Below are 5,671 nucleotides of genomic sequence, written 5' to 3' on the forward strand. Positions count from 1 at the left end.
GAGTTCAGCCCGACCGTAGGTCCGGTCACAGCAGTCACATCGGAGCCGAACGGCCTCGTCCGAAGCGAGGTCGGCGACTGTGAAGGTGAAGGACAGGTCCATGGCTGGGGACAAAAGTAGAACATCAGGCCAGCCGAGCACAAGCGGCGCCCCTTCAGGCTGAGGCGCAGCCTAGCGTTTGCCAAGTTCCGCCGCTCCCGTAGAACGCCGTAATCCGCAGGGCGCTACGGAAACAGCGATCTGACAACCTTGGATGCTCATGAACAAGCTGCAAACTGACCCGCCTCTTGGGACCGGCATCTCGCCGCGGCTCGTAGTCAAAGTCCTGCGCCTCGCCCGCCCGCCAACACCTTGGACCTGGGTAATCCATCTGGAGGGGCGAGCGGAGCCCTTCCGGTGCTCGACACGGCTTTACCGCTCCGCCGAGGATGCATGGACTGCTGGAAAAGCAGTTCTGGAACGTCTGCCGAAGTCCGTCGGATAGGCCAAGCCGCCACCCGTCGAACTGTGCGCCGGCCGACGACCTCAGCGCGACCAAGCTGCCATCGCATCGCGCACATCGAGTTGGAGTTCAGAAGAAGGAAGCCAGTGCCATGTATGTGGTGATCAGGAGGACCGGACTGACGGGCTCCCCTGAGGAGGCCGCACGGCGCGCTCGGGCACACATTGTCCCGCTGCTTCGGGGGCGGCTCGGCTTTCGGGGCTATTGCGCCTTCGTCACCGAGCAGGGTGACTCCGCCTACTCTGTCAGCATCTTCGACGATAAGGGCACAGCCATGGACGCCCACCGATGCGTGCGGCAGTGGATCGACGCGAATATGCGTGACCTGATGCCCGATGAGCCAGAGGTCGTGGGAGGGGAGACGGTCTTCGATTCGATCGCGCACCCGCAGGAGCAGAAGGACCCGCAGCAGGCCCTCTTTGTCGTCATCCGCAGCTACCGTGGGCTCCCTGGACAGACTGAGGCCATGCATTCCGTGGTGAGCCAGTACACGCTGCCGGCCATCACGAACGCTCCCGGCTTCCGTGGCTTTTATGCCTTCCGTGACGAAGCTGACCCCGACCGGGCAATCTCCATCACGCTCTTCGACACGCACGAGGAGGCGATGCGCGCACACGAGCAGGTGGTTGGGATCATGCGCGAACGCCTGGGTGAGATGGCCTACCAACCGCCGCGAACTGTGATGGGCGAGACGGTCGTGCTGGCGACAGTGTAGAGATAGGGCGCTGCCGATTATCCGCCGAGGCTATCCGGCTCTGGAACCTGCTTTGTATCTTTGACGACCCCCGTCGGATCGGCTGCCTCAGCATAAGCATCGGTGACGACATGCCCGGTGGGCGGGTCCTCGTCAGAAGCCTCCTGCACGTCGTTGGGCAGCGAGTGCGGCATCGGAGTTGGCACAGCACTGGAAGTTGCTCCCGCTTCCGCAGGCCCGTGTGTTTCGATCGGCATCGCTGATCGAGTTCAGGTCGACCTTCCTCGTCCTTGCCTTGGCTGCCGCGTCCACCTGCTGTCCGCCAAGACCTTTTCCGCCGCCGAGGTGGCGGGCTGGTCGCCGCCATTTCGGACTGCGACACGCTAACTCTCCTGGCGGACGGCAGGCGGCGGGCGCGGGTCAGGCTTGCCGAGATCGACATGCTGGAGTCTGGACAGACCTACGGCAACCGGTTGAAGCAAGCCCTTTCCGATCTCGCCTTCGGGCGGCTAGTGCGAGTGGTGTTCGTGGACACTGATCGCTATGGCCGCACGGTCGGCAGGGTCTATGTGGGACCTCGGGACGTGAACACCGAGATGGTCAGGCTAGGCGCAGCCTGGGTCTATCGGCAGTAAAGCCGTGCCCCTTGTTGCTCAGGCTCGAAGCCGAAGCTCAGGCGGCGAGGCGCGGATTGTTGGCACTACCGAGGCAGAGCGTACGCCACCTTGGGAGTGGCGGTAGATGCGGCGAGCCGTCCGCGACTAACCCGTGCACGGTGGAGGGCAATCGCACGCCCAATTATGGTAGTGTAGCGGCACGATCGGTGCGCCGTAAACGGCGCAACTGGTCCCAGTGAGTCGAGCTAGATGCGCTGATCCGGAGGTAGGAGCGACTCTCCCACTCGTACTCAATCAATACCAAACGTACCAGTTTATCAGACATCAGCGGCCAGACGTAGGCAAGTCTGATCCCTCAACTGCGTATCCGCACCCGCGACATTGGCAAGACTTCGGCAACTGAACGCTTGAGGTAGGCCAAGGTGCTAAAGTTGTGCGCTTTTTAGATAAGCAGCAGGCTCCGATTTTTTGAGGTTTGCGGCGACGAAATCCTTGGCTCGGCCATTTCCCTGAAGTTGGCCCACGTTGGGACAACCCGGCGCATAATCTGGGCTAGCTGACGACCGCCGGGCCGCCCGACAGGAGGCGACGGAGCACGACAGCCAACTCCTGCCTGTTCGCCACCCATGCGGCCCTCTGGGCGGCCTCCTGCCTGATACTCGCCTCCATTTTCCTGACGATCGCGGGGGTTCGACCAGCAATGCAGCAGATGGCGGCCAAGCCGCAGCCATCCTGCCGGTCGACGAACACCCAGGGGATATGCACTTCCACGCGGCCGTCCTTCGTCCGCCCTTGGGCTTCTGCCAGGGCTTGCAGACGAAGGGCGAGGTCCCGATCCTCACCGTCGAGGAGGAAGGGCGTGCCGTGCCGCTTAAACGCCAGCTTCTCGTTCTTCCCCCAGTAGCGCTCCGCCAAAGCGTCGGCCAACATGGTGAGGAGCATTCCAATCTTCTCCTCGATGAGCGGCATGGTCTCCTCCGGGTAGAAAATTTTGCACCATCCGCTCGCGTTCACCATGTCGATGCGCTGAACGGGCGCAAGGTTCTCGTCATCGCGGAACCATTTAACGAAGGGGTCGATGGTCTCGGGTTCGCCACCGATTGCGATCAGGCTGTCTGGCATGGTCAGCCTTCCCCGCGCTGGCAGACCCCGCCAAACCCGCCGAACCGCACGTTTCGGGTGTGGTCGTCGTGATTGAGCCGGTTGCCGCTGGTCAGCGGCGTCATAACCCAGGCGCCCAACCGGTTAGGGTCTAGGTTGAGCCGGTACATCCACGCCTGCACTTGGTCCCGGAACTGCACCGCGGCGACCTGCTGGTCTACCCGGACGCGAATGAGCAGGGACATAATTGAGCAGACTACCAACCAGCGCCGGATCGGCGTCCAATCATAAGGCGGCAGGATGGGTCGCAGCCCGCCGGGGACGGCCCGAACGGGCTGCTGCTGCTGCTCGGGGATGACCATCAACCGCAGCCTCGAAGGTGGCGCCTGCGGCACCCCGATGATTGGCGGCGTGTCGTAGATATGGGAGGCGCGGCGCTGCGGGATGAGCAGGCCCCCGGCGCCATCCGACACCCCGTTGTCCAACGGTGGGCTGCCCCGCCGGGGCACGATGAAGCCGCCGCCACCGTCTGGTACGGCGTTGAGGGATTGCGCCTGGGCGGAGCCGCAGACCAGCACCAGGGCGACTGCAAGGATCACACGCGATAAACCATTCTCGGCGCCGAGGGTCCGGTCAGACATCACTACGGCCTCCTTCCCTGCTGGTGAACCGCGGGTAGAGGCGGCGACACGATCTCAATACCCCCTCGCGCGGTCACCCAAGCACGGATCGCGTTGAGCGTTGGCCGGAGTGTTGTCGTCTCGAACTCCTCGAAACCGGCGAGCGGCCGGTAGACGAATGCCATCCGCGGCTCGAACGCGACGTACAAAATTCCCCCGGGCAGAGCCGCGGACGGGGAGGGGTCCACCCGATTCCAGTAGGGGCCAGGGAACGGCGCTGCGTAACACCGCACCTCGTGCGGCGGCTGCTGCCGCCGCCACGCCCGGCTGTTGTGCACCCCAGGCAGGGTGTTGATCCATTGGGCGAGTGCTCGAGCCTGATCAAAAATCGACAGCGTGGTGGCGATCGGTGGCGGCGGCGAGACGGCGCGAGGATCGGCAGACATTGTGGGACCGCTAAACTGGCGCATCATGCCACCGCCCGGGCATGACGCTGCGCCAGCAGGGCGGTGACCGCCTCCTGCACGAGGGCCTGTAGAGGCATGACCTGTTGGGCGGCCAGGAATCTTAAGGTGGTGTGCTGATCCTCCGGGACGTTGATGGTGATCGCCCTCGTCCCCTCACGGTCTGCTCGCCGCACGCTCGCCTCCTTGGCTGGCTGGCCCGCTAAGCAAAACCTATCATATCGAAACGAACAAGTAGAGAAAGCGTGATCTACTAGAAAAAATTTTCAAGTATAAGCAGGAGTGGAGGTCGTTCGAATCTTCGCGCGGCAGTCTCGAGTTTCCGCACGAAATTGGAAATACAAAATTGGAGGTCGTATTTCCATTTTGGTTTCGTGCGTGGCCGATTACCTCAGAACGGTAGATCGCCCGTCGAGCCCGCATTCCAGGCGAGGGTCATCCTGCGGATTCAACCACCTTCACTGCGGCTTGACGTCCGATCGGTATTACCAAAATTGAAAAGCCCCGGGGATTACCGGAGGCTTTCAGTGGAGTTCGTCGGAATGAGCGGCTAGGCGGCGCCAGCGGCGATCGACCGGTGGCGGTGTCGCCGCGCTACCGCGCCGACGTGATAGAAGTGCCGGCTGACTCGGCCTAGCCCGAAAAAAGGCCCGCTGCCCTAGCGGTCCGGTCAATATCGTGGCGTCATCGCCGTCGATCGGCGGCTCTTCGTCGCCGGCCGCCTCTTCGAAGTTGGCCACGAACAGCCTCAGCGGCCAGACTCGGTGGAAAGGGCCCGCCAAACCGCCTGCCGGGCCTCCGCGGTGTGTTGCAGCACGGTGTTGATGCGGTAGGCGGCCCAGTGAAGGGCATTGGTGTTGGCCTCCAGCATCCCCTTCGCGGCCATCGTCGATTAGGACCGCCAACTCGGCGCCGGTCCGAATGCGGCCGGCGCCGACCACCCGACTGATGATGGTTATGGCTCCGCGGATAGGTCGCGTCTTTCCTATTGGACCGGCGACGAGCCCGGGCGTGGCTCGGGCCTCCATTCCATCATGTCCTGCTCGGGCACCAGCCCGAGCGCCGGAAAATCGAGTTCGTCCAACATCGTCCCGGCCAGCGCGTAGGGCGGGCCGTCGAACCAACTGGGAGCGACGATGCTCGGCGCCTCCCGCCCGCCGAGGATGGACACAACATCGGCAGAGTCGATCCGGATGGCAACGACGGTGCGTGCCCCGACATCTGTGTCTGTGTAGTGCCAGAGGCCGCGATCGGTGGTGAAGACCCGGCCAATGGCAAACTCACTGTCCCTCATGCCCATCTCCGGCGGTGCCATGCGTCTATCCCGTTGCTCAGCAGCACCGCATCACTGCGTCTCGACCTGCCGATACCGCGGCGGCAATCAGGCCACCCTCTCGGCGATCTCATCATCGCCATCGCCATCGTCTTCACCGCCAAGATCAACTTCCGCACCGCCGGCCCTACGGCTGCGTCGTGTTTCCTGCTCCAGCCTTGCCAGCGACGACTGCGGGTCCGCGGTGACGATCGTCAGCCCGGTGGCCCTTAGATCGCGCAACAGCCCTGCCTTCATACCCGCAGGAGGCGTTTCATTCCCCGGTCCCGCGGCCTGATCAAAGTACCAAACGCGATCAGCGGCGCGGCGCAGCGAGACGAGCAGCGGCGGCTCATCGGAG

General features: G+C 63.6%; 7 protein-coding genes. 2 read left to right on the forward strand and 5 right to left on the reverse strand.

All coding sequences use genetic code 11. The annotated features are described in order from the left end of the window. Positions 1-593: 593 nt before the first annotated feature. Together H7965_RS28365 and H7965_RS31495 are read left to right on the forward strand one after the other, a co-directional pair. Positions 594-1,217, forward strand: coding sequence for an antibiotic biosynthesis monooxygenase family protein (locus H7965_RS28365; RefSeq protein WP_186773879.1), 624 nt, complete (start codon positions 594-596; stop codon positions 1,215-1,217). Between the two features lie 419 nt (positions 1,218-1,636). After that, on the forward strand, positions 1,637-1,831 hold the full coding sequence (locus H7965_RS31495; RefSeq protein WP_229682863.1) for a thermonuclease family protein: 195 nt from the start codon (positions 1,637-1,639) through the stop codon (positions 1,829-1,831). A 534-nt stretch (positions 1,832-2,365) separates the two neighbouring features. Here the strand turns inward: H7965_RS31495 and H7965_RS28375 are convergent. The 5 genes from H7965_RS28375 to H7965_RS28395 form a co-directional block, all read right to left on the reverse strand. Then, positions 2,366-2,935 carry a hypothetical protein gene (locus H7965_RS28375; protein ID WP_186773880.1) on the reverse strand — a complete coding sequence of 190 codons (570 nt, stop codon included), beginning with the start codon at positions 2,933-2,935 and terminating at the stop codon, positions 2,366-2,368. 2 nt (positions 2,936-2,937) lie between these two features. Further along, positions 2,938-3,555: a hypothetical protein gene (locus H7965_RS28380; RefSeq protein WP_186773881.1), complete on the reverse strand. Its 618-nt coding sequence runs from the start codon at positions 3,553-3,555 to the stop codon at positions 2,938-2,940. Between the two features lie 448 nt (positions 3,556-4,003). Then, a complete protein-coding gene (locus H7965_RS28385) occupies positions 4,004-4,174 on the reverse strand; it encodes a ribbon-helix-helix domain-containing protein (protein ID WP_186773882.1) in 171 nt (56 codons plus the stop codon). Positions 4,175-4,983: 809 nt separating this feature from the next. Then, complete coding sequence (locus tag H7965_RS28390; protein ID WP_186773883.1) at positions 4,984-5,292, reverse strand: hypothetical protein; 309 nt, start codon at positions 5,290-5,292, stop codon at positions 4,984-4,986. 87 nt (positions 5,293-5,379) lie between these two features. Continuing rightward, positions 5,380-5,671 (reverse strand): hypothetical protein (locus tag H7965_RS28395; RefSeq protein ID WP_186773884.1); only part of this gene is annotated, 292 nt, incomplete at its 5' end.

The sequence above is a fragment of the Siccirubricoccus deserti genome (genome assembly GCF_014283215.1).
GTDB lineage: Bacteria > Pseudomonadota > Alphaproteobacteria > Acetobacterales > Acetobacteraceae > Siccirubricoccus > Siccirubricoccus deserti.

Bases quoted from the DNA above. Each gene is read 5' to 3' on its own strand.
- H7965_RS28365 (WP_186773879.1), top strand. From the start codon at position 594: ATGTATGTGGTGATCAGGAGGACCGGACTGACGGGCTCCCCTGAGGAG.
- H7965_RS31495 (WP_229682863.1), top strand. From the start codon at position 1,637: ATGCTGGAGTCTGGACAGACCTACGGCAACCGGTTGAAGCAAGCCCTT.
- H7965_RS28375 (WP_186773880.1), bottom strand. From the start codon at position 2,935: ATGCCAGACAGCCTGATCGCAATCGGTGGCGAACCCGAGACCATCGAC.
- H7965_RS28380 (WP_186773881.1), bottom strand. From the start codon at position 3,555: ATGTCTGACCGGACCCTCGGCGCCGAGAATGGTTTATCGCGTGTGATC.
- H7965_RS28390 (WP_186773883.1), bottom strand. From the start codon at position 5,292: ATGAGGGACAGTGAGTTTGCCATTGGCCGGGTCTTCACCACCGATCGC.